This is a genomic window from Streptococcus downei MFe28, from assembly GCF_900459175.1.
GTDB lineage: Bacteria > Bacillota > Bacilli > Lactobacillales > Streptococcaceae > Streptococcus > Streptococcus downei.
The window spans coordinates 2,179,180-2,201,263 of the sequence record NZ_UHFA01000002.1 but is presented as its reverse complement, the minus strand read 5'-3'; the positions used below and the strand labels follow the sequence as shown (position 1 = coordinate 2,201,263).

At 41.5% G+C, this 22,084-nt stretch carries 20 protein-coding genes and 3 pseudogenes; 14 read left to right on the top strand and 9 right to left on the bottom strand.

Features of this window, described 5'->3' with window-relative positions; genetic code table 11:
• Window positions 1-42: 42 nt before the first annotated feature.
• A complete protein-coding gene (locus DYE66_RS10590; protein WP_115325180.1) occupies window positions 43-1,158 on the bottom strand; it encodes an ISAs1 family transposase in 1,116 nt (371 codons plus the stop codon).
• Window positions 1,159-1,322: 164 nt separating this feature from the next.
• Here DYE66_RS10590 and DYE66_RS10585 point away from each other — a divergent pair, with 164 nt between their 5' ends.
• Both DYE66_RS10585 and DYE66_RS10580 read left to right on the top strand, forming a co-directional pair.
• Window positions 1,323-1,964, top strand: a complete 642-nt coding sequence (locus DYE66_RS10585; protein ID WP_003000634.1) for a hypothetical protein — start codon at window positions 1,323-1,325, stop codon at window positions 1,962-1,964.
• 82 nt (window positions 1,965-2,046) lie between these two features.
• Window positions 2,047-2,982 carry a manganese-dependent inorganic pyrophosphatase gene (locus tag DYE66_RS10580; protein WP_003000618.1) on the top strand — a complete coding sequence of 312 codons (936 nt, stop codon included), beginning with the start codon at window positions 2,047-2,049 and terminating at the stop codon, window positions 2,980-2,982.
• 146 nt (window positions 2,983-3,128) lie between these two features.
• Here DYE66_RS10580 and DYE66_RS11195 read toward each other — a convergent pair.
• Window positions 3,129-4,519, bottom strand: a pseudogene (locus DYE66_RS11195) (transposase).
• Between the two features lie 334 nt (window positions 4,520-4,853).
• On the opposite strand from DYE66_RS11195, the gene DYE66_RS10560 reads away from it, so the two are divergent.
• From DYE66_RS10560 to DYE66_RS10535, 6 genes are all read left to right on the top strand, one after another.
• Window positions 4,854-5,354: an L-2-amino-thiazoline-4-carboxylic acid hydrolase gene (locus DYE66_RS10560; RefSeq protein ID WP_044124020.1), complete on the top strand. Its 501-nt coding sequence runs from the start codon at window positions 4,854-4,856 to the stop codon at window positions 5,352-5,354.
• Window positions 5,355-5,759: 405 nt separating this feature from the next.
• Complete coding sequence (locus DYE66_RS10555; RefSeq protein WP_003000616.1) at window positions 5,760-6,470, top strand: MBL fold metallo-hydrolase; 711 nt, start codon at window positions 5,760-5,762, stop codon at window positions 6,468-6,470.
• Between the two features lie 2 nt (window positions 6,471-6,472).
• Window positions 6,473-7,054, top strand: a complete 582-nt coding sequence (locus DYE66_RS10550) for a TetR/AcrR family transcriptional regulator (protein ID WP_003000636.1) — start codon at window positions 6,473-6,475, stop codon at window positions 7,052-7,054.
• A 6-nt stretch (window positions 7,055-7,060) separates the two neighbouring features.
• Complete coding sequence (locus tag DYE66_RS10545) at window positions 7,061-7,396, top strand: YrdB family protein (protein ID WP_044124018.1); 336 nt, start codon at window positions 7,061-7,063, stop codon at window positions 7,394-7,396.
• 50 nt (window positions 7,397-7,446) lie between these two features.
• Window positions 7,447-7,944, top strand: coding sequence for a YbhB/YbcL family Raf kinase inhibitor-like protein (locus DYE66_RS10540; RefSeq protein WP_003000640.1), 498 nt, complete (start codon window positions 7,447-7,449; stop codon window positions 7,942-7,944).
• Between the two features lie 38 nt (window positions 7,945-7,982).
• A complete protein-coding gene (locus DYE66_RS10535; protein WP_003000629.1) occupies window positions 7,983-8,642 on the top strand; it encodes a DUF1803 domain-containing protein in 660 nt (219 codons plus the stop codon).
• 147 nt (window positions 8,643-8,789) lie between these two features.
• On the opposite strand, the gene DYE66_RS10530 is transcribed toward DYE66_RS10535, so the two are convergent.
• Window positions 8,790-9,437, bottom strand: a complete 648-nt coding sequence (locus DYE66_RS10530) for a metal-dependent transcriptional regulator (protein ID WP_003000610.1) — start codon at window positions 9,435-9,437, stop codon at window positions 8,790-8,792.
• A 246-nt stretch (window positions 9,438-9,683) separates the two neighbouring features.
• On the opposite strand from DYE66_RS10530, the gene DYE66_RS10525 reads away from it, so the two are divergent.
• From DYE66_RS10525 to DYE66_RS10515, 3 genes are read left to right on the top strand one after another with little or no spacing between them, the layout of a single operon-like run.
• Complete coding sequence (locus DYE66_RS10525) at window positions 9,684-9,959, top strand: cyclic nucleotide-binding domain-containing protein (RefSeq protein ID WP_044123661.1); 276 nt, start codon at window positions 9,684-9,686, stop codon at window positions 9,957-9,959.
• Window positions 9,960-9,972: 13 nt separating this feature from the next.
• Window positions 9,973-11,034: a DNA adenine methylase gene (locus DYE66_RS10520; RefSeq protein ID WP_044124004.1), complete on the top strand. Its 1,062-nt coding sequence runs from the start codon at window positions 9,973-9,975 to the stop codon at window positions 11,032-11,034.
• 1 nt (window position 11,035) lies between these two features.
• Window positions 11,036-11,836 carry a protein NO VEIN domain-containing protein gene (locus DYE66_RS10515; RefSeq protein WP_002996249.1) on the top strand — a complete coding sequence of 267 codons (801 nt, stop codon included), beginning with the start codon at window positions 11,036-11,038 and terminating at the stop codon, window positions 11,834-11,836.
• Here DYE66_RS10515 and DYE66_RS10510 read toward each other — a convergent pair.
• Window positions 11,808-13,415, bottom strand: coding sequence for a transposase-like zinc-binding domain-containing protein (locus DYE66_RS10510; RefSeq protein ID WP_003000659.1), 1,608 nt, complete (start codon window positions 13,413-13,415; stop codon window positions 11,808-11,810). The genes DYE66_RS10515 and DYE66_RS10510 overlap by 29 nt on opposite strands.
• Window positions 13,416-13,697: 282 nt before the next feature.
• Here DYE66_RS10510 and DYE66_RS10505 point away from each other — a divergent pair, with 282 nt between their 5' ends.
• From DYE66_RS10505 to DYE66_RS10495, 3 genes and pseudogenes are all read left to right on the top strand, one after another.
• A complete protein-coding gene (locus tag DYE66_RS10505) occupies window positions 13,698-14,618 on the top strand; it encodes a metal ABC transporter substrate-binding protein (RefSeq protein ID WP_002997101.1) in 921 nt (306 codons plus the stop codon).
• An 11-nt stretch (window positions 14,619-14,629) separates the two neighbouring features.
• Window positions 14,630-15,328 (top strand): annotated as a pseudogene (locus DYE66_RS10500) (metal ABC transporter ATP-binding protein).
• Between the two features lies 1 nt (window position 15,329).
• A pseudogene (locus DYE66_RS10495) lies at window positions 15,330-16,265 on the top strand (metal ABC transporter permease).
• Between the two features lie 114 nt (window positions 16,266-16,379).
• Here DYE66_RS10495 and DYE66_RS10490 read toward each other — a convergent pair.
• From DYE66_RS10490 to DYE66_RS10470, 5 genes are all read right to left on the bottom strand, one after another.
• Window positions 16,380-17,381: a FecCD family ABC transporter permease gene (locus DYE66_RS10490; protein ID WP_044123754.1), complete on the bottom strand. Its 1,002-nt coding sequence runs from the start codon at window positions 17,379-17,381 to the stop codon at window positions 16,380-16,382.
• Complete coding sequence (locus DYE66_RS10485) at window positions 17,381-18,403, bottom strand: FecCD family ABC transporter permease (protein WP_002996541.1); 1,023 nt, start codon at window positions 18,401-18,403, stop codon at window positions 17,381-17,383. The genes DYE66_RS10490 and DYE66_RS10485 overlap by 1 nt, the downstream gene beginning before the upstream one ends.
• Before the next feature lie 13 nt (window positions 18,404-18,416).
• Entirely contained in the window at window positions 18,417-19,346 is a 930-nt protein-coding gene (locus tag DYE66_RS10480; RefSeq protein WP_002997353.1) for an ABC transporter substrate-binding protein, read from the bottom strand.
• A 23-nt stretch (window positions 19,347-19,369) separates the two neighbouring features.
• Complete coding sequence (locus DYE66_RS10475) at window positions 19,370-20,155, bottom strand: ABC transporter ATP-binding protein (protein ID WP_029236856.1); 786 nt, start codon at window positions 20,153-20,155, stop codon at window positions 19,370-19,372.
• A 268-nt stretch (window positions 20,156-20,423) separates the two neighbouring features.
• A complete protein-coding gene (locus DYE66_RS10470) occupies window positions 20,424-21,875 on the bottom strand; it encodes a UDP-N-acetylmuramoyl-L-alanyl-D-glutamate--L-lysine ligase (RefSeq protein ID WP_002996775.1) in 1,452 nt (483 codons plus the stop codon).
• Window positions 21,876-22,084: the final 209 nt, after the last annotated feature.

Genomic DNA, 22,084 nt, shown 5'->3' with positions numbered 1-22,084 from the left:
AATGTTTCTTCTCTGTTTTACCATAGACGATCACTTTTTTGACTAGATTAATTTCTTCAAATACTGGTCAAAGTTCATCCCTAAGTTGAATTTTTTCCGTCTCAAACTCATTTTCTTGCCAACATCTAACTGTTTAAGCACAGCTAAACAAAACTTATCCAGCACGTTCAAGTTAAAAGCTAATTGTTTATTCAAGGTCTTGTTGGCGTCCTCACGAAAGACAACATCCAACTGCCAATGCATGCTCTCAATTTGCCAATGCCCACGGACATAAACACAGAGTTCCTTAGCACTTGCCTGACAACTTAAGATAAAGTAACGGGTATCCTCACTTTGTTTGCCATCCTTATCAATCCTGATACTGGCTTTTCCAATACACTGGATATGACCCCAGTTAGGGCGTTCCTTGCGTAACCAAGCCGTATCGTTAATGACTTCATAACGTCTAGTCTCAACCTGGCCGTGAGCCTTCTCTACGGTTTCGTAACTGTCTGTCTCCCTTTTACCCACGTTAAAGAAAGGCTGAATATCCTCTAAGAGTCCTTTCTGATTTTCTTTAACCGCCAAGCAATAATCTGCTTGCTTCTTGATAATCTTGTTGGCAATAGCAGTCTGAGTACCCATAGCGTCAATACTAATCAAGCACCCTTTTACAGAAATCTTAGCCAACAAATCGGGGATAGCTGTGATTTCATTACTCTTGTCATCGGTTGCCACTTGACCATAACAGATACCTAAATCTGTCGCATAGGCAGACACAATGTGCAAGGCTTTTTGAGTTTGACTGGAGTTGCCTTTAATGGTCTTTGCGTCAATCGCTAGGAGGCGTTTGGCAAAGCTGGGAAAAGTCTTAGCAGACAGGTCAGCCTCACGGAGAATGTCGTTCCACATCAAGGTTACTTCCACCAAAACTTGCGCATCTAAGGTCGCAAAAACACGTTGCAGGGTGTCGTGAGATGGAATACCGTTTTCCAAGGTAAGTACACTACGTAAGGAAGTTTCATAGATAGTTCCAAAATCCTCTATTTCTTCCCAGGATTCTGCACCCGAAAGGCGGGCAAAGAAGATGAGCAGCACAATATCAGCCAAGCTATGCTTGATCTTCCAATTGTCACGCTCATCACGGACAGTGATAAGAAATTCTATCATCTCAGACATAAAGACACCTCCTAAGTCTATTATAACTCCGGAGGTGGACCCTTTTTTATGAATCTATTATCTGAAAACGTTATTTTCTTCATGCGTTTGTCGTGGGCTTGAGATAGCTACTTTGACAGTATTGTGACTTTGTGATATTATGGGACGAGAAAGTAGAGAAATGTATGTATCGCGTATTAAGTATTGATGATGAGGTCATTGTACTTGCCAATACGGACGGTCATGTTAAGAGGATTGATCGTTCGTCTTTTAGTTTTGACCCTAAGTTGGGAGATAGGGTAGATCTTTTTTATGACGATAAGGACCAAGTCATTGCGACCAGAGCCAAGCTAGTTGAGAATGAATCTGGCTCTCGAGCGATTAGATCCGCCCTTCTCCAGGGTATCTTTGACCTATTTACAGAAGTTTTGACTATCCATAATGACCAGGTTGGTAATATTAAGAAAATCCTCTCTCAGTTCTTCATCGCCTTCTTTATGGTTTGGGCCTTGGTCGGCGTTGTGGTTGTCGAACTTGTCATCCTGATTGAATCGCTCTTAATTTGGGCCTACCAGTTTATCTTGATTGCCATCAAGTATTTCCATGACCTAATTGCTAAGAAATTGGCAGACCGAGCTCGACAGCAAGCTAAGCAAGAAGTTGATGCCCAATATGGCTATCAGCAATCCTATGATGGGGATCTTGATTCTGAAATTTATGCTGACGATGAGGAGGATTCCTACATCGTTGACCTTGACTCCTTGGAGCTGTCCCCAGATGAAAGGGAACGCTATTTTAAGGACTATAATGATTATCCAGAGAAGTAGGAGTTTTCCTATTTCTCTTTCTTTATAGGCTAAAATTTGCTAAAATGTTAGGGAAATAAAGATATGATGAGGTAAAAAAAATATGTCAAAATTTTTAGTTTTTGGTCATCAAAATCCAGATACAGATGCTATTGCATCTTCATACGGCTGGGCTTATTTGGAAAGAACTGCTTGGGGACGTGATGCTGAGGCCGTTGCTCTTGGTACTCCCAATGAAGAAACAGCCTTTGTCCTTGACTACTTTGGTGTTGAGGCACCTCGAGTTGTTGAATCCGCTAAGTCCGAAGGTGTTAACCAAGTCATTTTGACCGACCACAATGAATTCCAACAATCTATCAGCGATATTTCTGAGGTTGAAATTGCGGCTGTCATTGACCACCACCGGGTGGCTAATTTTGAGACGGCTAACCCGCTTTATATGCGAGTAGAGCCAGTTGGTTCCGCTTCTTCAATTGTCTTTCGTGCTTATAAGGAAACTGGAATTGATCTTCCTAAAGAAATCGCGGGTCTCCTCCTGTCAGGTCTGATTTCAGATACCCTCCTTTTGAAATCTCCAACGACAGCGCCATCCGACCCTGCCGTTGCAGAAGAACTGGCTAAACTGGCTGGTGTTGATTTGCAAGAATACGGTTTGGCCATGCTCAAGGCTGGAACTAATTTGGCCAGTAAATCGGCAGAAGAACTGATTGATATTGATGCTAAGAGCTTTGAATTGAATGGCAATAATGTGCGTGTGGCCCAAGTCAATACGGTTGATATTGATGAAGTCTTGGCCCGTCAAGCTGAAATTGAAGAAGCTATCAAGGCTTCACAAGCTGCCAATGGCTATTCTGACTTTGTCCTCATGATTACGGATATCCTCAATTCAAATTCAGAAATCTTGGCGCTAGGTAGCAATGTAGACAAGATTGAAGCAGCCTTCAACTTTAAACTAGAAAACAACCATGCCTTCCTTGAAGGAGCTGTTTCTCGTAAGAAACAAGTGGTACCACAATTGACCGAAAGCTTTAATAAATAAGATGAAGGGGCGGGCCAATGTCATTAAGCTAAGCGATTAGTTATACAAACACCTCTTTAGACGAAATCTATTTGTAGTGATTTTTAGTCTACAGGGGTGTTTTAGAGTACACTAAAGAAAGTTTTTTCAACCTAATTTTTTCGAATTTATGATACTCTGTAGGCGAAACTAACAACAGTTTGTGGGTGTAATCGTCGTTCAAAGGATCGCTTCGGTCGAACTGGTGTTAAGTGTTTCTTGAGGTAGGCTTCTACCTTAGGGGAAGAGAGAACTCCAATAAAGAATAGCCTAGAAGCATAAGCTGCATCTGAAAAACAAATCTGATAATCATACGTTCGACCAGATTTATTGATGATTACTTGCGAGGCTAGCCATTGGCAAAAGTTAAAGTTGATTAAGCGGGCATAGATTTCTTGGAGTATCCCTTCCTTCTTTTTTGCATGAAAATTGACCAATCCAATACTATATTTTAGCTGACGAAAACTCGTCTCTATGCCCCATCTGCTGGTATAGAGGCTTTTTAATTGTTCAATAGGATAATCATACTCAATGAAAATCGAAATTAGCCGAGGCAACGAACTGAAGACAGTACTGGGGTACGGCAAGGTGAGTTAACGACGGAAAATTTTGATTTTCGAAGAGTATCAGTATTGGTGATTAAGGTTTCGTAGCTACCTGGCGCCACCTCTAAGCGTACCATTCTAAACCCTAAGAAGTAAGTCTGGATATCTTGCGTTCGACTTTTCTCGGATAAAAAATCAAATCTACTAGTCTTTGGTAAAAACCGGAAGTGGTTTGGAAATTGCTGGTAAACCTGCTTCCAATCTTTCGTTTGTTTTCGACATAAGATCAGATGAAAAGTTTGGTCAAAGCAGGGAGAAGCAGGTAAGTTCACTTTCCCTTTGATACCATAGGAGCCGTCCTTAATCCGAATGAGATAGGACCAGCCTCTTTCTTGACAATGTGCAATGACATTATAACTCTCATAACCTCTATCCATAATGATAAGTGCCTTGTCAAAGGAGGAGGCACTCATGAGTTGAATCAAGCCATCATTTTCATTAACTTGTCGTTTATCTTGGACACAAGCGTCTACATAGATATTTCGCTTGAGATCAAATAAGGCATTGAGGTGGATGTGGTTATAAGGCTTACTGCCGACATTGGCGATGATGCAAGTCTCATGATCTTGATCATTTTTAGGGATGGAAACATCACTCCCGTCAATGGCAAGAATTGGCAGGTCAATATGGTTAGGAATCCTGTCCGTAAAAGAGTCAAAGAGTGATTTGAACAAATCGGATTTAATCTGATAGCGCCTTTGAACAAAAGCTGAATTTGTCATATCTAATTTTAAATCAAGCAATTCTTTCGATAAGGTTTTTCCACCCATCCCTAGGATAGCATTGACCATCTTTTCTAGAGATAAGGAACTTCGTCGTACGAACTGTTGGTCAGGCTTAACAATAAATGGTTTGGGATGAGTGAGTAGGGATGCTAGAGCTTTAGAAAAGGTATGTTTAATCTGATTGAGCATGATAAGTCACCTCCTAACCTTAGTCTAGCACAGAAAAAAAGCCCCTACCATATAAACTGATGGTAGGGGAACACTTAGCTTAATGTTATTGAGGGGCGGGAGCCTCTTTTTCTTGTCCCTAGAGAGGAGATGATTTGACATGAAGGAAAATCCTATCATTAAGCTCAATTGGCTAATTCTCAGACCTCATCTAAAAAAGAGCTTGCCCACTCTAGGCATACGAGATGTTGACGCCACCTATAAACAAATCTTAGCAACCTATAAGGCAGAATTAGCTAGCCTACCAGAGTATGGCCCTAACGATATTCTGCCTCTTATCTTGACCCATGCAATCATGTTAGGAGCCGTCTATCAATACTGTCAGCCCAAACCTAGTATCCAGGCTATGACCGACTTTTATCAGGAGCTTGTGATGGGCTCCAAATTAATTTCATGGGGGCTGAGACATAGAAAGCCCCTAACGCAGTCAGCTATCCGTAAGCAAATCAGGCAAGCGAAGAAAAGTCAGAAGGCCAATCATCCTTTTACTTGGCAGTACCAAGTTGAACCAGGAAGGAGGCGTTTTTTGGCAACCTTTAGTCGTTGTGGAGCGTGTGCCTATTTGACTAGCCGTGGTATGCCAGAATTGGTTCCTGCCATGTGTGCCTTGGACTATGAATTTGCTAAGGCAGGTCATTATCTTTTTCTTCGTAAGCAAAGCTTAGCCACTCATGGACCAGTTTGTGACTGTCTCTATATTGACAAGAAAGTGGTGACGACCGACCAAATGGACCAAGCCAGTAGAGATGAAAGGGCAGAAGTAAGGCGAGCGAGAATCTTGTTCGGTCAAGAATAAAAGGTAAGCTAAAAAGTAAATCTGTGTGGTTTACTTTTTTTATACTCAATGAAAATCGAAATTAGCCGAGGCAAGGAGCAAAGCTATCAAGCCACTAAAGTGGTTGATAGCTAACGGCAATCGCTATGGTGATTGCCTAGCTCGCTTACTAACCTCACAAAGTTAGTGAAATCGACTAACTTTGCTCCGCATCGCACGAACTGAAGACAGCTCAAAAGGTCTGGGAGACCTTTTGAGGTTGGAGGTAGGGAAAGTTTCGCTTTCCTCAGTAAGTACGGCAAGGTGAGTTAACGATGGAGAATTTTGATTTTCGAAGAGTATTAGTTTGACAAATAATTGGTGTATGATATACTTTTTCCAACAACTAACCGCCGGTTAGTTGTTGGAAATGAGAGGATTGTTAAAATGAATGATTGGATTTATAGGTTAATTTCGAAGAAAAAGGAAATCAGTCGTCACATCACCAAGGTGGAATTTGATATTGGACTTTTTATTGTCAGCATTTGGCTGGTAGAAAAAGATGGGCACTTTTTCATGATAGATACTGGCATGAAGAAGATGGTAACGTATCTTTTAAAAATGTATTTTCCAGATATTGAGATTGAGGGTATCTTTTTAACTCATGGTCATTCAGATCATGTAGGTGGAGTGGCTAGACTATTGGAGCTACATCCTAGGATGCCTATTTACATAGATAATCGGGAACTCCCTTATTTATTAAAGGAGAAACCCTATCCAAGGCGGAAAAATCTAGAAAAAGTAAAATTTGATGCTGGACTTCTGAGAAACTTACAGGATGAAGAAGCACAGGAAACGTTAGCCAGAGCTGGCCTAACCCCACTTTGGACTCCAGGCCACTCCCCTGGTCATACTTGCTATTTTCATGAAGAGGATAAAGTTCTAATTGCTGGCGACCTATTGACAACCAACCGAAGAGACGCCCTACGTCCTCCGATGAAGGCCTATACGGCTGACATGTCAGAAGCTTTAACGACTGCTCAGAATCTCTTGCAAGCTTATCCCCAAGCTTTATTGAGCGTGTGCCATGGTGGTGAGGTGAGAAATGCCTTGGATGAGTTGGAAAAAGCAGATTGGTATAAAAATAAGGAGACTTGATAATGGCAAATGGTACAAGACAAAGGATTATTGAAGCCGCTAAAGTTCTTTTTCAAAAAAAGTCCTATTCTAGCGTGGGTGTTCGAGAGATAGCCAAACAAGCGGGTTGCTCCCACACGGCAATTTACCTTTACTTTAAAAACAAGGATGAGATTCTCTATGAGGTGACCCAGGCCTCTTTGGAAGAGCTTTATAAGACCTTGAAGAAAATTATGGAAGATGGTCAAGCTTCTCAAGATAAACTGCTACTAATGGCTCATGCCTATCTGGATTTTGCTTTTACACATCAAAGTACCAACAAACTCCTATTTTTAGTAGATGGTGAGCGAGTAGAGTTGGAAAAATTTGATAATCCAGTTAATACCTTGAGAATAAAGTGTTTTCGCCTCTTGGAAGAACTCCTTAATGACTTACTTCCAAAGAGCTTAACGGACTTACAAAAATTGAATATCGCTCGTGGACTCTATCTCTTTATGCAAGGGATGGTTGCCAATTATGCAATAGATGGAAGTAGCTATAATAACCGACTCAGAGAGGTTGTAACAGACTATCTTGGTTACACTGTCCTAAGAGGTGAGAAATAAATTGATATGAAAGTCTTATCAATTACTATCGTCGGCATAAGATTTATATTGGAGCTGGTAACTATTTTAGGGTTATTAGGTGGTCTCTTTACTCAGAAGACTTATGGGCTGAAGCTTGCTCTTGCTTTTATGTGCCTTCTGATAATTGTTGTCTGGGGACGTTATGGGGCTCCTAAATCTCCCTTTGCTCTGAAAGGTTTTTCTAAAATTTGCCTAGAAATCTTTATTTTTAGTTTGGGAACCCTGGGGTTCTTGCTGCTCTACGGAGGTCAAGTAGGAGCTATTTATGCCTTGCTTGCCCTAGTAGATTTACTCCTTCTCTATGCTTTGAGATTGGCCTAAAAATGATATAATAGTCCTATAATCCTAGACTAGTTAGAGGTGGTTCTGGCATGGAAAATTTGAGAGTGACTTGTCCGACAATTCTAGATGGTGGTGAATTTTCTCTGGAACATACCGGAAAGGGTGACAATATCTCTCCAGAATTCCTGCTAAAGAATCTCACGCCCCAAGCCAAGAGCTTGGCTATTATTCTGGAGGATCTGGATCACCCTTTGAAGAAGAATTTTACCCATTGGCTGATTTGGAACTTGCCAGCTTCTAGTCGGATTCCTGCTAAGATTCCTCATGGTTTTGCCCCTGAGACGCCTCAAGGAGCTAGGCAGGGAATTGCCTACGGTTGGCACGGTTATGCAGGGCCCAAGCCTCCCTTAGGACAAACGCATGACTATCGTTTTACGGTCTATGCTTTGGATGAAAGCCTCTCCTTGAGCAGATGGACCAGAAAAGGGCAACTACTGAAAGCCATGGGAGGGCATATTTTGCAAAAGGGCCAATTGACAGCTAGTTTTGGGAGTCCCAAGGACTTTACCCCTCTGCCAATTGCCTGACTTAACCTAACTATTTAATCATCTCTAGGAGACTTATCTTGCTGCTTGTTATAAATCCTGACAAACTAACCCGTCGCCCCTTTTTTCAAGAACTTATCAATTATTTGGCTGAAAAGGATGATATTAGCCTAAGACAAATCAAGCGGGATTTCTCTAAAATTGACCATCTAGATCGCCAGCTTGAAGACTTCATTCAGGCTGGCTATATTCAACGCCGAGACCGTCGCTATTATTTAAATCTACCTCCTTTTACAGATGTTAAGGCTGTAGCTTTGGATGAACAACTTATTCTAGAAAGATCAAGTCCCCTTTATCAAGCCCTCCAAGCTTTAAGATTTGAAACCAAGTTGACTAATAAAACCAACCAGGCTGTCCTTATTGAGGAGACAGACTTTGAGCGGAATCGTCCAACCCTTTCCAATTATTTTCATAAAATGAGCTCAGGTGCTCCCCTATCCCAAGAGCAAGAAGAAGTATATGAAATACTAGGAGATGTCAATCCCGACTATGCCCTTAAATATATGACCAGCTTCCTGTTGAAATTTGCTAAGAAGGACTTGGTCAAGCAGAGACGCTCAGACATTTTTGTTGAGGTCTTGGCCTTGCTTGGCTATATTAGGGAAGAAGACCCGGGGGTCTACAGCCTGCAAATGGTTTTTGATGAAGAGGGGTTAACTTTTAAGGCAGTAGGCCAATAAGTCTGAGGGATAATCCAAGAGGTAGTGTTGCCTCAAGCTCTTTTTGAGTACGATGGGCATGTTGTACATCTGTGGTGAAAGTCCCACGGGGAACCCACTACCGGTGAAACCAATAGCGAATGCGTGAAACTGGAAGTTTTTTCCTTTTTATTGTTTTTCAACATAGATTTCTTGGGCGACGGATTGAGGAATGGTGAGCTCCTTTTTATCGTAATGGATGGTGTAGGTTTGGGCATAGTCATCAATAGCTCTTACTTCGATAAGCTGATTAATGTGAAGTTGGTGGCTATCAAGATAGTTTAAAAGTTGAAGCTGGTCATGGATGCGACCAATCAGATAGGTTCCCTCCTCCACGACTTGTCCCAAGGACTTCTGATAGTGCTCCTTGATGATTTCCCCTTTCTTGGGAATGCTACCGCCGTGGGGGCAGAAGTCTGGGTAACCTAGATTCTCCTCCAAGCGGTCAATAAAGGTTGTAGATACCGTATGCTCCAGCACTTCTGCCTCCTGATGAATTTCATCGGCTGTATAATGGAGGTCCCTGACCAGAAAGGACTCAATCAAGCGGTGCTTACGATAGAGGTCGGACACCAAGGCTAGCCCCTTATGATTCAACCGATAGCCAGCCTCTTTATCCTTTTTGATTAGCCCTTCGCTAATCATTTTTTTAACCATTTCTGAGACCGCAGGGGCTGATACACCCATCTCTTGCGCAATTTCCTTATTGGTCATTTTTGCTTGACTCTGGCTAAGTTCGTAAATGCATTTTAGGTAGTCTTCTCGATTGGGTGTCATAGCTTTCTCACTTTCTTATCAATATTATAGCAAATTAATTATATATTCCAATCAGTGAGTGGTAATTCAGGGAATCACGAAATCCCTTGATACTCTAAGTAGAAAAAGAGCTATTCAACCTCTAAATAGGTCAAAATAGCTCTTTTTTACTGTTTTCTTGTTGAGAATGAGGAAATTTTTCTCTTATGGTTTGATTTTCTACACTTTAAATATGATATACTAATAAGCGTAAAGGAGGAGATTTTAATGGAATTTACTCTTGAACCTTTTGCTAATGACTCCTTTAAAATATTGAAGTTTTTAAAGGATAATCAGGTTGAGGTAAAAGATCACCGGTATGTCACTTTATCTCAACAAGAGATAGCTGACATGAACCACATGTCTAAATTAAAAACTAATCGTATTCTACGAGAGTTAAGGGAGGGAAATTTTGTTGTCCCTTACCAAAAGAAACGTGGAAAATATGAAATTACCGAGCAAGGTCATAAAGTATTACGACTTATGCTTAAAAACAATATTTGATAAGGAGAGAGTCTTGAAGCCGTTATTCAAATACCCCGGTGGTAAAGGTTCTGAGTACAAGTATTTGAGAAAGTTATTTCCTGAATTTGATACTTATGTTGAGCCATTTTTGGGTGGGGGAGCTGTTTATTGGGCGACAAAAGCCGATAATTGGATAATAAATGATTACTCTCAAGAGTTAATTTCTATTTATAGATATACTCAGGAACAAGATGAATTATTTTTAAATTATTTAGAAGATATTGGTAGAGTTTGGAAAAATAAAGAAAACTACATCAATGACATTATGGAACTCTTGTTGGAGAGCGCAGAACCTAGAGTGGGTTTATTAACAGAACTTTCACATATTTTACTTGATTTAACTAACGAATTACCGAAACATTATCAGTGGCTAGAAGATTATTTGAGAGATAGTTTAATAAGAAAGAGAAAATCTTTGGCTAAGATAGCTCAAAAAGAGGAAATAAAAAATTGGGAAGAGAATTCTCTAAGTATCTTAGGTGCTGGAATATACACCTATTTACGAACTTTATATAACCAAACAACTTTTGAGCAACATCCTCAATTAAAGACTGTATTATATCTATTTATTAGGGAATATGCTTACTCTTCGATGTTTAGATATAATGCTGATGGAATGTTTAATGTTCCGTTTGGTGGAAATTCCTATGCAAAAAAAGATTTCCTACAAAGATTTAATCAAATAACAGATGATGAAACGGTAAATAAGTTGAGAAATACGACAATTTTGCAAGGAGATTTTTCAGACGCTTTTATAGACCAAGAAGGAGCGTTTATGTTTTTAGACCCACCGTATGACTCAGAATTTAGCACATATAATTTGCATGTATTTGACGCTCAAGAACAAATACGTTTACGCAATGAATTATTACAAGTAAACCAAACAAAATGGCTCATGATAGTTAAGTCAACAGATTTCATTGAAGAACTCTATGAGCATGATGGTTGGTATAAGTTTAGATTTGATAAATCATATTCAGTTAATTTCAAAAATAGAAATGAACAAGATGTTAAACATTTAGTAATTACTAACTACCAATTGGAGGATATTTAAAATGGCAACTTCAGAAAGTGATATTAGGAAAGGAGTTTCTGTATTATTAAATCAATACGGAACACTTACAACAAATGATGTCAAAAAATTATTAGAAACGGTTATCCCTTTTGATGATGATGACAATGAACCTAGTAATACAAGAAATGAACCAAAAATTATGCAACGAATAGGAAATGTAGTATCCCATCAGAAAAATGAGATAGAAACTTACTATGATACCTATTCTATTGATAAAACTGTTAAACCAGCTAGATGGTCCATTCTTGTGGGGCTAAAATCAAATCAAACTCTTACAGTAATCACTGATAAAGAAATAAAAAGGCGGACTGAAATCAGAACAAAATTTCTTCCTAAAAAAATTGATTGGCAGGGATTGAATGGAAGACGGACTGAATTAGGACGTTTAGGGGAAGATTTTGTTATTCGATACGAAACGAAAAGAATATTAGAGTTTGCTCCGCAAGACACAGGTCGTCTTATTCATCTTAGCGATGTTCAGGGAGATGGCGCAGGTTTTGACATTATTTCGCTGAATGAGGATGGAACTGATAGATACTTAGAAGTAAAAACAACAAAAGGTAGTCTGGACACACCGTTTTATATGACTGAGAATGAACGTTTGTATTTTGATTTACATAAAGAGGAAGGCGATTTATTTATATATCGTGTTTACAATTTTGATGAAACTACTGGAAAAGGCGAGATAGAAATAATACCAGCTTCAAAATTATTTACTGATTATCAATTTGACCCTATTTCATACAAAGTCATTAAAAAGAACTCTGCGCATATACACTAGACCTAATAACCTCTAAATCTTCCTCATCAATAAGCTGGTTCCTGTCTTTAGCTAACTGCTGATAAATAATATCCTGAATGTTATCCTGCTTTAAAATCAGAGACACCAAAGACCAATGCGCCAACTTGCGATACTTGGTTAAGTGACACTCTTTAGCTATTTCAAACAGACGGCTTTTAGGGAGGTCTAGGAGATACTCACGCTTATTAAAAGAATAAACGCCATCTTCTTCGTTAAACTTGAAATAGGGATTATCAATAGCTGTTCTAGCCTTCTTAGTTTCTGCTTTCAAGACTTCCATGTAACGAGAACTTGGTTTCGGTAACACCAATTCTTTTTGCCTTACTTCGCTTGAAGTGAGGTTTTTCTTTGTCTTCAAAATTTCAATAAAGATTGCTTCTGCGTCTGCTTTAGAAGTTGGGTAGTATCCGTGTTCTATTCTCCAATTACGGATATAAGTGAAATAACCGATATAATCTTGAAGGTACTTAGTAGAAACATTGGTCATATTACGATTGATAAAGCGTTTGATGTCATTGTGCAGTTCATTAACACGAGCCAATGATAAGCTATTTTGATATTTAATATCATTGAATTTATCAAAGAGGATTTCCCCACGGTTGGTAATTTTGTCAGTGACACCTTCATAATAGAGATGTTCCAAAATCTTGTTATTGGCACGCTTCTCAAATTCATCAGTTGCTTGGATAACATATCCTTTATTGCCGATAACCTTCAAGAAGTTAGAAGGGCGAACGTAGTGAGGTGTATTAGTTACTTGGCAGTAATCTTCATAGATACTGTTAGCGTCACTACAAAGAAATGCAGGGCTGTCTAAATGATCATGAAAGAGGTCATAGAAAATATCGGTCGATAATTTACCTAGACTAGCAACTTTACAGACACAGTAACCACGATTATCTACGGCAGTTACAACTGTTGCGAACTCAGACCCCATGACACCATATTTAGAAGATTGACGACCATAGCGAGGTTTGCGCACGTCAGTTTGGCTGATAGTTGATTTAAGGTGACGACTCCCTTTCTGACTTTCACGAACAAATGTTTCGTCTACTTGTACGACACCACTCAAGATTGGCATAGGCATATTAGCCATAGCAGTGATAAGTTTTAAGCGCCACAACCAAACTGTTTTAATATCAATCCCTAAACAATCATAATCATTGATAAGAACATTGCGCATATCTTCAATAGAGTAGCCGTTTAGGGTCATTTCAAGAACTTTAAGCCAAATGTCCCAGTGCCATCTTGTTTTCTCCAAGGCTGTTCCTGAAAAGCGTGTGAAGCGTTTAGAGCAATCTTTACACTTAAAAACTTGGATATTGTTTCGCTTACCATATTTACTGATTGAGGTTGAACTACATTGAGGGCATGAGCTATTAACACCCAATTTTGCTAAATGTTCTTCAAAGTTTGAGACCACAACAAAGTTCATAGTATCGGCGACATCAACTCTTTGGCTGTTTGCATACTGACGCACCACTTTGTTAAAGTCCGCAAAAGGTAGCTGAGAAATGTAGTTAATAATATCATTCAAATTTAACATTTTTTGGCTCATAAACTCACCTTAATCTGTTTGTACAGTTTAATTTCATATACCATAATTATATCATAAAACGGAATTAAACTCACAACATGAAAGTAGTAATTTTGAACAAGTCGAAGTTGAAAGTTATCTTTATATCAAGTTTTCTAGCTACCACCCTATTATTAGAATATATAACAAATTAAAATTCTAGTTGACAAAATATCATTTGTAAATTACCACAAAAATATAATTAAGCGAACTTAATCATAAAAATAAATACAGTTATTTATCGATGGTTTGGGAGGAAGAAAGATGAGAAAATGCTTTTTACTATTACTAATGTTCTTTGCCATCTTAAGTTTGGGAGCTTGTTCAATGAGAAATTTATCTCAGGGAAAATTGAAGGTGGTAGCTAGCAATTCAATTATTGCTGATATGACCAAGGAAATTGCTGGTGATAGGGTTGACCTACATAGCATAGTTCCTGTAGGAAAGGACCCACATGAATACGAACCTCTACCTGAGGATGTCAAAAGGACTTCTCAAGCGGATTTGATTTTTTACAATGGGATTAATCTTGAGGATGGTGCTCAGGCTTGGTTTAGTAAATTAGTCAAGAATGCTCAAAAGAAGAAAAATAAGGATTACTTCGCTGTCAGCGATGGTGTGGATGTCATCTACCTAGAGGGGCAAAATGAAAGGGGCAAGGAAGACCCACACGCTTGGCTGAATTTAGAAAATGGCGCCATCTATGTTAGAAATATTGCCAAGCAATTGATAGCTAAGGATCCAAAAAATAAGAAATTTTATGAAAGGAATCGTGATAGCTACCTTACAAAACTGGCTAAGCTAGATGAGGAGGTCAAAAGAAAATTTGCTGATCTTCCAGAAAGCAGGAAGCTGATTGTAACCAGCGAAGGTTGTTTTAAATATTTTTCCAAGGCTTACGGAGTGCCTTCTGCTTATATTTGGGAGATTAACACAGAGGAAGAGGGAAGTCCTGAGCAGATCAGAAGTCTGGTAGACAAGCTAAAACAGCAAAAGCCAGCGGCCCTTTTTGTCGAATCAAGTGTGGATGATCGTCCCATGAAGGCCGTCTCAAAGGATAGTGGGGTTCCCATTTATGCGAAAATCTTTACAGACTCTATTGCAAAGCAAGGGCAAGAAGGGAATAGTTACTATGCCATGATGAAATGGAATCTGGAAAAGATTGCCCAGGGACTTAGTCAATGAGGAGGGTTCCTATGTTAAGTGTGAAGAATCTTGATGTCAGCTATCAGAAAGACAAGAAAATTTTAGAATCGGTAAGTTTTGAGTTAAAGGAGGCAGGACTTGTTGGCCTGATTGGTCCTAATGGGGCTGGCAAGTCAACGCTGATTAAGGCCATCTTGGGCTTAATACCGTCACAAGGCCAGGTTGACCTTTCAAGCAAAAAGATCGCTTACCTAGAATAGAGAAGCCAGCTTGACCATAACTTTCCCATAACGGTCAAGGAGTGCATCAGTCTAGGACGCTATCAAGGTCAGTTGCCCTTTGGCTGTTTGACTAAAGAGGATTGGCAGAAGGTAAGCCAAGCACTAGAGGAAGTTAGTCTGACGGACTTCGCCAATGAGGCCCTGTCTGAACTTTCTGGTGGTCAATTTCAACGCACCCTACTCGCACGCTGCCTGGTCCAAGAAGCTGATATTATCATTTTGGATGAGCCCTTTGTTGGAGTTGATGCCCTTAGTGAGAAAATCATTGTTGAGCTCTTGAGGCTGATGAAAGCTAATGGAAAACTGATTTTGATTGTTCATCATGACTTAAGTAGGGTCAGGAATTACTTTGACCAGCTTATCATCTTGAATAAAGAGCTGGTTGCATATGGTCCTGTGGAGACTAATTTCACGGTGAATAACTTGAAGCGAGCCTTTGGGAACCTAGTTTTCTTGGGGGAGGTCTAGAATGTTAGGTGAATTTTTGTCTGGTCTTGGGACCTATCATTTTTTTACAAAATGCCTTGGTAACGGCTCTGGTTATCGGTTTAGTGGCTGGTGCCCTTGGCCCCTTTATTGTTTTGCGTTCCCTGTCCCTGATGGGGGATGCCATTTCCCACGCTGTTTTACCGGGAGTTGCCCTATCCTATATGCTGGGAATTAATTTTTTCTTTGGGGCAATTGCTTGCGGGCTACTGGCGGCTATCATTATCACCTTCATCAAAGAAAATAGTTTCATTAAAGGGAATGCAGCAATCGGTATTACTTTTTCCTCCTTTCTAGCTCTGGGAGTAATCCTTATTGGTCTGGCCAATAGTTCGACGGATCTCTTCCATATTCTCTTTGGTAATATTCTTGCCGTACAAGATAGTAATAAGTGGCTGACCTTGCTTGTTTCAACCCTGGTCTTAGGGCTTCTCTTGCTTTTCTTCAAAAAGCTTTTGCTAACCACTTTTGACCCTATCCTAGCCAGAACCATGGGAATCAGAGTTGGTTTTTACCACTACCTTCTGATGATCCTTTTAACGGTGGTTTCGGTAACGGCTATGCAGAGTGTTGGAACTATTTTAATCGTTACTCTACCCCCGCAGCAACGGCCTATCTATTTGCCAATAGTCTTCGGATGATGGTGATTTTATCTGCCGGGCTAGGAGCGCTTTCGTCAGTTTTGGGACTTTTTATCGGTTATAGTTTTAATCTGGCTGTTGGCTCCACCATCGTCTTGACCTCAACAGCTATTTTCCTAATCAGTTTCCTGATGTCACCCAAGCAAAAGCTCTTTAACAAGCGCCTGTTAAAAAAGGACTACAAGGAAGAATCATGTGAGACCCTTCCTTGTAGAACCGAGGAAAATGAATTTTATGAACACAAAAAAACGAATGCCAGGCTTGCTATTCTTCTATGAATCCTTGCATTCGTTTTTTCTTATATAAAACTTTTTCTCTGATTACTAGTCAGCTTTCTTGACACTTGACTTTTTCACTGGTATTAATACCCAGTGTTTCGACCTTTTGAACCGTTACTTATCTGTTTTTAGCATCAGATGGAGAAAATAAGGGGCACCGAGGACCGAGACGATGATACCTGTTGGAATGCCTGTTCCAACCAGCAGCAGGCGGCCGATAGTATCCGAGCTCGTCAAAAGAATCATGCCAATAATCAGCGAGGCTGGTAGGCTATTTTGGTGTTGGCTACCGAGGAGACGATGGCTAATATGGCCAGCAACCAGGCCTACGAAGGTGATATTACCGACCAGAACGACGCTAAGTGAAGCTAGAGCAGTCGCTAGACTCAGGGTGATGAGGCGTTCCCTTTGCAGGCGCAGTCCCAGAGCCAGAGCTGTTTGCTCATTGAGAGCCATAATATTGAGGGCCCTGCTTCGACTAAAGGTTAGAAGCCAAAGGATGATTAAGAGGGGAGCGAAGATGGCCAGACTGGTCCAGTCATTACCTGTAATCTTGCCACTGAGCCAGGAGATAATGCTGGTCATCTTATTGTCATCCGTCAAGCTGAGAATGGCTACCATAAAGCCTGATAGCATACTGGAAATTCCAACTCCCGTGATAATCAAGCGGTTGGGGTTTATGCTGTGATTTTTCTGCAGCGATACAAGGTAGACGAGAAGGATAGCGGCTGCTCCCCCTAGCATGGCAAAGAGGGGGAGAGAAGCGGTTGCCTCCAAGCTAGTATCTACTGATAGGCCAATCATGATGGTCATGACCAAACCTGCCCCAGCATTAATTCCCAGGATACCAGAGTCCGCTAGAGGATTCCTGGTTAGGGTCTGCAAAAGGACACCTCCTAGGGCTAGGGAACCACCGCCGACTAGACAGGCCAGAATCCGAGGCAAGCGAATCTGAGTAATAATAAAATTTTGAGCCTGTTCTCCCTGACCAATCAAGAGTCGTCCAAGGTCCGTGAGAGAGGAATGACTGTAGCCCAGCGAAAGAGAAAGGTATATGACGGTTAGCAATAAGGCGGTCAGGAGGATTAGCACTTTGAGGGAAGATTTCTTGGTCATCATAAGTCGCCTCCTTTTTTAACCAGCCAGAGGAAGCAAGGTAGTCCTGCTAGGCAGACAATGGCACTAATGGGAACCTCTGTCGGAGGATTGAGGATACGACTGAGGAGATCTACATAAATCATAAAAGTGGCTCCGGTAAAGGCTGTTAAGGGGAGCAGGTAGCGGTAATCTCGGACGATGAAAACCCGAATAAAATGGGGAATAATTAGACCGATAAAGGCGATACTACCAACCAGAGCTACGGCCCCAGCTGACAAGAGGAGGACAATGCCCAGAAGTAGAAAACTGATGGTGTTGGTCCTTTGACCCAGAGATTTGGAGACTGTCTCATCCAGGCTGAGAATAGTCAACTGGTGGGAGAAAAGCTGAGCCAGAACTAGCCCTAGAATAATCAGGGGACCGACTATGGCCAGCATCTTCCAATTGATTTGTGAAAAGCCTCCAGCCTGCCAGCCGATGACATTGGTTTCTAGATTGAAGTAGAGGGTGACAGCTTGACCTATGGCAGAGCAGAGAGTAGCCACCATGGCTCCAGCTAAAATCAGGCGAATGGGATGGTAGCCTCGTCTAGGCTGATAGGACAAGCCCAGAACTAGGAGGGTCGCCAAGAGAGACCCCAAGAGGCAGAGCAGGAGAATGAGATTGTAATGGAGACTGCCGAAGATGGCGTAGCCTAAAATCAGGGCCAGCCCAGCACCAGCATTGATGCCGAGTAAGCCTGGGTCGGCAATGGGGTTGCGGGTCACCCCTTGCATAATGGCACCAGCCTGAGACATGGCTGCCCCAACTAGGGTAGCCGCTAGGAGCCTGGGTAGACGTAAATCAATAACAATGTCCTGCATAGCCGAATTCGTAAAAGGATGTCCCAGGATCTGCCAAAGTTGGGCTTGACTATAGTTGACGGCTCCAAAGCGCAAGGAAAGGTAGCAGGCCAAGGTAAATAATAGGAGAATGACGAAAAAAACAAGCCAAGTAAGATTTGGCTTATTCTTTTGTTTCAGAAGAGAAGGCTTCTTCATAGTGTTTTCCAATCTAATTGGCTTCTTTGACAGCCTTGACGAAGGCAGGAAGCTGTTTGTCAAGCGACATAGGGTCGGAGAAGTAGAAGAGCTCTTCTTCAACTTCTAGGACGTGTTTGTTTTGAACGGCTGGAATATTTTTCCAAACATCACTTTCTTTCAGGGAAGCAGCTGAGTGCTTGGTTGCCTTGCTAACATTGAGGAGGGCGTAGTCACCGATATAATCGCCGAGGACTTCTTGGGAAACTCCGAAATAGCCTGTTTTAAAGACATCATCTTGGACCTTTTGTGGGGCAGAGTAGCCCAGGACATCATAGATGAGTTCGCCACCGCGCCCCCAATTTTTTCCGTAGAGGTAGATGTCCTTATCATAGAAGTCCATAACGGTGAAGCTGGTATTTTCAGGCAGGTAGCTCTTTAATTCTTCCTTAGCTTGAGCTGTTTTCTTCTTCCAGTTGGTCAACCAGGTTTTGGCCTTGTCTTCCTTGTCAAAAACCTTTCCCAGGTCCGTCAGCATTTGTAGGTAGTCGCGTTTACCGTACTCAATGACTAGGACGGGAGCAATTTCTTTGAGTTGCTTGATAGTCTTATCCGTTGAAAAGGCGATAATCAGGTCTGGTTTTTGGGCTGCAATCGCTTCGGTATCTTCAGAGGTCAATTTTTTAGCCTTCTTGAGTTTATCACCAAAGGCCGGGCTATTGATTTCGTTATCCAAGGAATAGCTGGAGACATTGACACCCAGCTCAAGCAGGTAGCCAGTATAGGAGTAAGCAAAATTAACCACTTTCTTAGGATTTTTTGGAACCTTGCCATAGTAGGTGAAGCCAGAAATCTTTGGCATGGATGAAAGGGCCTCGTCTTTATGAGCCTGCTTGTTATTGCCACAAGCCACAAGGACAAATACAGCAAGAAGGGCAAAGAGGGCTGTCATTATTTTTTTCATAGAATTTCTCCTGTGAATCTTATCTATTTAATCAGCTGATAGGTCAGCAGTAGGGGACGTTTAGTGATGGGGTCTTCGGTCAGCTGAGCCTTAATACCGAAGATTTCCTTGAGAATGTCAGCGCTCATAATCTGAGCAACGGGACCCTGATGGAGGATTTGACCATCCTTCATGGTAATCAGAAGATCAGAAAAGCGAGCGGATAGATTGAGGTCATGCAGGACCATAACAATGGTTTTTTCAGTATTCTGGTTGAGTTTCTGGAGCAATTCCAGAACTTCCAGCTGGTGGTTCATATCCAGATAGGTGGTTGGCTCATCTAGGAAGATAGTGTCGGTATCCTGAGCCAAGGCCATAGCAATCCAGACCCTTTGGCGTTGACCACCAGACAGGCTATCAACATCCAAGTTAGCAAAGTCCGTAACCTTGGTGACCTCCATGGCCCAATGAATGGCATTGCGGTCTTCTTTGGTCAGGCTTCCCAGGTACTTTTGATGAGGAAAGCGACCATAGGAAATGAGATCATAGACAGAAATCCCCTTGCTAGCCTGTGTTTGCTGAGGGAGAAGGGCCAATTTCTTAGCGATTTCCTTGGTGGGTAGACTAGCAATGGCTTGACCATCGAGGTAGATTCTTCCCTTCTTAAGTGGGTGAATCCGCGTTAGAGCCTTGAGCAGGGTTGATTTACCACAGCCGTTGGCACCGATGATGGTGGTTATTTTCCCTTCTGGAATTTCCAGAGATAGGTGATCAATAATGGTGTGATTGTCATAGGCCACCTGAATTTGGTCCGCACGAATTTTAGTCATCTGAACCTCCTTTCTTTTTGAGATGGAAGAGGGTCCAAAATGGGTCTCAAGCTGTTGGATTAGATTGGACTCTTCCTGAACCTTCAAATTATCTCAAGCACTCATTTTTGAGCAAGCTGAGATTGAAAATTCTTCCACATTATAGCATAGGAATTTTAAATTTGGAATCGTTTTTAGACAATTTTTGAATAAAGTAAAAGCCAAGTCCCCCAAGGGATTTGGCTACTTGTAATTATTTTTATTTAGCCCGCTAAATAAAAATAATTGTTTAAGAATTTAAGTACTTTTTGGCGATAGCCAGGTCGCCAGCATAGGACGCCCGTTTGCCATCAACAATTTGGAAGGCATCCGCTCCCTTACCAGCGATGATGACGGCATCCTGGGCTGTTTGGGTCAGCTGCAGAGCCGTTTTAATAGCCTTTTCGCGGTCAACAATAATCTCAACGGGCCGCTTAATGTGGCTGGCAATTTCCTGACAGATGACTTGGGGGTCTTCCTTGTTTGGGTCGTCGGCTGATAGGATGACCTCTAGGTCAGGATGGTGATTGATGACAGCCCCGAAATCGGCCCGTCGACTTTCACCTTTGTTTCCGGGAGCACCCAAGATAAGAATATTTTTCCCACTTTGGTGCTGGGCAACAACAGATAAGAGTTTTTTAAGGCTATCTCCATTATGGGCATAATCAACGAAGACCTTGGCCCCATTGGTCTGAGTCAAAACCTCCATGCGACCTGGGACGGTCGTTTCCGCAATCCCCCTTTGGATATCGGCTGGGCTGGCTCCTAGACGCAGGCAGGCTAAGCCAGCGGCCAAGGCATTTTCCTGATTGAAATCACCGATGAGTTGGATGTCGTAGTGGCCTGCCAGTTTACCGGTCAAGTCAAAGTCAAACGCTCGGCTATTTTTAATCTGGTTGTCAGAAAGTTCTCCGTAAAAATCATGAGGGATTGAAGCTACCTGGTCACGCAGGATGGCAAAATGGTCCATACCACTATTGACAACGACTGCTCGACTATTCTCCATTAGTAAACGCTTGTGGTAGAAATAGTCCTCAAAGGTCGGATGCTCAATTGGTCCGATGTGGTCGGGGCTAATATTGAGAAAGACGCCGACATCAAAGGTCAGGCCATAAACGCGTTTGACCAAAAAGGCCTGACTGGAAACTTCCATAATCAGATGACTACGACCATTCTCAACGGCCTGGGCCATCATCTCAAAAAGATCCAAACTCTCGGGTGTGGTCAGCTGAGATTTAAAAAAGGTCTCCCCATCCAGGGTGGTATTCATGGTTGAGAGCATGGCTGGCTTCTGGCTCTGCTTGAAAATATTGTAGGCGAAGTAAGCAGCCGTGGTCTTGCCCTTGGTTCCAGTAAAGGCTAGAATTTTTAGCTTGTCTTGGGGGTTGTCATAGAAGGCCATGGCAATCAGACTCATGGCCTGTTTAATGTCATTGACCAAAATAGCTGGAATGCCAACCTCATAATCCTTTTCGGCAATATAGAAGGCCAAGCCTTTTTCAACAGCCCCTTGCAAAAATTCCTTCTTAAAGACAGCTCCCTTGGCAAAAAAGAGGCTGCTAGGAGTGACATGACGACTGTCATAGCTGAGATGGTCAAAGGTGACTCCGCTCCAGTTGTAAGCATAATCGCCCTGATAGGCAATGTCTCGAAAATTCTTATCTTGCTTGAGGATATCAAGCACTTGCTCAATCTTTATCATGACTACTATTTTAGACGGAAAGTTCCCGTTTTACAAGTCACAGGCAAAAGTTTATAATAGTAAGGCTAGTTTATACTCAGTAAATAGCCAAATTTTATTTTGATATTTTCTAACGTAGCAAGTTTCAAAATACTATCGATTTTGAAATTCCATGTCGTTAAATAGTGCGGACGGAAGTAAATTCTAACAAGATACAAAGCCGTTAAGCA

What these genes read in the sequence shown, in the direction of transcription:
- DYE66_RS10480 (WP_002997353.1), bottom strand. Translation starts at nt 19,346, where the DNA reads ATGAAAAAAATAATGACAGCCCTCTTTGCCCTTCTTGCTGTATTTGTC.
- DYE66_RS10505 (WP_002997101.1), top strand. Translation starts at nt 13,698, where the DNA reads ATGAGAAAATGCTTTTTACTATTACTAATGTTCTTTGCCATCTTAAGT.
- DYE66_RS10530 (WP_003000610.1), bottom strand. Translation starts at nt 9,437, where the DNA reads ATGACACCCAATCGAGAAGACTACCTAAAATGCATTTACGAACTTAGC.
- DYE66_RS10590 (WP_115325180.1), bottom strand. Translation starts at nt 1,158, where the DNA reads ATGTCTGAGATGATAGAATTTCTTATCACTGTCCGTGATGAGCGTGAC.
- DYE66_RS10555 (WP_003000616.1), top strand. Translation starts at nt 5,760, where the DNA reads ATGAATGATTGGATTTATAGGTTAATTTCGAAGAAAAAGGAAATCAGT.
- DYE66_RS10470 (WP_002996775.1), bottom strand. Translation starts at nt 21,875, where the DNA reads ATGATAAAGATTGAGCAAGTGCTTGATATCCTCAAGCAAGATAAGAAT.
- DYE66_RS10510 (WP_003000659.1), bottom strand. Translation starts at nt 13,415, where the DNA reads ATGAGCCAAAAAATGTTAAATTTGAATGATATTATTAACTACATTTCT.
- DYE66_RS10515 (WP_002996249.1), top strand. Translation starts at nt 11,036, where the DNA reads ATGGCAACTTCAGAAAGTGATATTAGGAAAGGAGTTTCTGTATTATTA.
- DYE66_RS10560 (WP_044124020.1), top strand. Translation starts at nt 4,854, where the DNA reads ATGTTAGGAGCCGTCTATCAATACTGTCAGCCCAAACCTAGTATCCAG.
- DYE66_RS10525 (WP_044123661.1), top strand. Translation starts at nt 9,684, where the DNA reads ATGGAATTTACTCTTGAACCTTTTGCTAATGACTCCTTTAAAATATTG.
- DYE66_RS10485 (WP_002996541.1), bottom strand. Translation starts at nt 18,403, where the DNA reads ATGAAGAAGCCTTCTCTTCTGAAACAAAAGAATAAGCCAAATCTTACT.
- DYE66_RS10490 (WP_044123754.1), bottom strand. Translation starts at nt 17,381, where the DNA reads ATGACCAAGAAATCTTCCCTCAAAGTGCTAATCCTCCTGACCGCCTTA.
- DYE66_RS10540 (WP_003000640.1), top strand. Translation starts at nt 7,447, where the DNA reads ATGGAAAATTTGAGAGTGACTTGTCCGACAATTCTAGATGGTGGTGAA.
- DYE66_RS10550 (WP_003000636.1), top strand. Translation starts at nt 6,473, where the DNA reads ATGGCAAATGGTACAAGACAAAGGATTATTGAAGCCGCTAAAGTTCTT.
- DYE66_RS10585 (WP_003000634.1), top strand. Translation starts at nt 1,323, where the DNA reads ATGTATCGCGTATTAAGTATTGATGATGAGGTCATTGTACTTGCCAAT.
- DYE66_RS10545 (WP_044124018.1), top strand. Translation starts at nt 7,061, where the DNA reads ATGAAAGTCTTATCAATTACTATCGTCGGCATAAGATTTATATTGGAG.
- DYE66_RS10580 (WP_003000618.1), top strand. Translation starts at nt 2,047, where the DNA reads ATGTCAAAATTTTTAGTTTTTGGTCATCAAAATCCAGATACAGATGCT.
- DYE66_RS10475 (WP_029236856.1), bottom strand. Translation starts at nt 20,155, where the DNA reads ATGACTAAAATTCGTGCGGACCAAATTCAGGTGGCCTATGACAATCAC.